Raw genomic sequence first — 1576 nt, 5'->3', positions numbered from 1 at the left:
CCGTCTCCGTGTCACCTGCCAGCATATCGACCGGACCCTCTGCGAGATAGAGAAGGTTCTTGATGAACCGACGTCGGACACAGCGGTTCCCTCGTATATCGCTGACCTCTACCCGGCCCAGAAAGAGCTGATAACCAAAGCGGTAGCAAAGATCCGTGCCCGTCTGGTTGAGACGCTGGAGCGGCAGTCCGTTGATCCCGGAAAACCCGGGGTCCCGGTTTCCCGGGCGGTCCGGGGGAGGATGTACATCATCGATATTGCGGCCGAGGAGATCCGGTCGCGGCGGATGAAGGGGTACGGGAATGTCTCTATGGATGTAATGGACGAACTGGAATGCTTTGCAGATGAGATGCAGGGACTGGCCGACCAGGTCACCCGTGCATTGCAGGAATGAGGGGGGCCGGCAGTCAGTTCCCGGCCCTTTTTGCGATTTGGACGTCCTGCACGGTGACAAGCCCGTGCTCGACCATCTCCTCGACCTCGGGGACAATGGCGAGGATCTTCTCTTTTTGTCCCACGATATCGATCACGACCGGCAGGTCGAGCGACAGCTGGAGGACGTCGACAGTGCGGATTTTATAATCATGGCCGTACCCGACCATGCCCCGGAAGACCGTGCACCCGGGAAATCCTTTGTCTTTGAAGTATTCGACAAGATATTTGTACGCGGGCTTCTCCTTGATCCGTGCGGATTCCGCGACATAGATCCGTAACAGCATCGCATCAGTAAGCATAGCACTCCTCTTACGTAATCCCTGCAACAAGCAGGTACCCGGCGAATACTCCCGCCAGGCTGCCGGCAACGTTGATGAGGATATTTGTGATCATCGTATGATAATCATGGTCTTCAAGCATACGGAACGTCTCGAAACTGAACGTCGAGAACGTGGTGAACCCGCCAAGGACTCCGATCCCAAGGAAGGAAGACAGATTGCTGTCTGAGGCTCCGAATACCACCAGCGAAAAGGCAAAACTGCCAAGAACGTTCACGAGCGCCGTGCCCGCCGGAATGCCCCTGACCGGCTGCAGTTTCGAGAGCTCGAAGCGGAATATCGATCCGATCGCACCCCCGAGGCCGACCAGGACGAGGGGGTCCATTCACATCCACCTCTGGTACGAGATGAGGTGCCGCCCGGCAAGGATCCCGATGAGGCCGAGGACGAGACTCGCCAGGATATTTGCCATCCCATGGACCGGGCCTGCCTGGAAACTCTGCATGGCAAAAACCGAGAAGGTGGTGAAAGCGCCGACAAATCCGGCACTGAAGAAGATACGGGTCTCCCGGCTGAAGTTCCCGATGTAGATCGATTCGTACATGAACATGCCCATCGCAACGCAGCCGAGGAAGTTGACGGCCAGCGTGCCCCAGAGAGACGGGACCTGCTCTTCGATACTCCAGCGAAGGACTGCACCGAGAAAACCCCCGGCGGCGACAAGGATGTACGGGAGGATTCTGGCGTTCATGGCAGTGTTCACCGGATCGAAAGGAGCTTGTCACCCGCCGGGCAGGTGCTTAGAATAATGGGCGCGGGGGATAAAAAAAAGGGGGACATTACGGGTCATGTATTCTCAAAGG

4 protein-coding genes are annotated in these 1576 nt (G+C 57.2%); 1 reads left to right on the top strand and 3 read right to left on the bottom strand.

Features of this window, described 5'->3' with window-relative positions; genetic code table 11:
- Positions 1–394, top strand: a 394-nt coding sequence (locus tag CW742_RS12450) for a hypothetical protein (RefSeq protein ID WP_292420836.1), incomplete at its 5' end; no start/stop codon positions are given.
- A 13-nt stretch (positions 395–407) separates the two neighbouring features.
- On the opposite strand, the gene CW742_RS12445 is transcribed toward CW742_RS12450, so the two are convergent.
- Genes CW742_RS12445 through crcB form a run of 3 tightly spaced genes read right to left on the bottom strand, consistent with a single transcriptional unit; the run spans position 408 to position 1464 of the window.
- Complete coding sequence (locus tag CW742_RS12445; protein ID WP_292420834.1) at positions 408–734, bottom strand: DUF190 domain-containing protein; 327 nt, start codon at positions 732–734, stop codon at positions 408–410.
- Positions 735–744: 10 nt separating this feature from the next.
- Entirely contained in the window at positions 745–1098 is a 354-nt protein-coding gene (locus CW742_RS12440; protein WP_292420832.1) for a CrcB family protein, read from the bottom strand.
- Complete coding sequence (gene crcB / locus CW742_RS12435; RefSeq protein WP_292420830.1) at positions 1099–1464, bottom strand: fluoride efflux transporter CrcB; 366 nt, start codon at positions 1462–1464, stop codon at positions 1099–1101. It lies immediately after the preceding gene.
- Between the last annotated feature and the right edge of the window lie 112 nt (positions 1465–1576).

The organism is Methanoregula sp., assembly GCF_002835825.1.
In the GTDB taxonomy this organism is placed as follows: domain Archaea; phylum Halobacteriota; class Methanomicrobia; order Methanomicrobiales; family Methanospirillaceae; genus Methanoregula.
The sequence above is the reverse complement of the archived record's forward strand: the minus strand, read 5'-3'. Positions and strand labels throughout refer to the sequence as shown.

What these genes read in the sequence shown, in the direction of transcription:
- CW742_RS12445 (WP_292420834.1), bottom strand. Translation starts at nt 734, where the DNA reads ATGCTTACTGATGCGATGCTGTTACGGATCTATGTCGCGGAATCCGCA.
- CW742_RS12440 (WP_292420832.1), bottom strand. Translation starts at nt 1,098, where the DNA reads ATGGACCCCCTCGTCCTGGTCGGCCTCGGGGGTGCGATCGGATCGATA.
- crcB (WP_292420830.1), bottom strand. Translation starts at nt 1,464, where the DNA reads ATGAACGCCAGAATCCTCCCGTACATCCTTGTCGCCGCCGGGGGTTTT.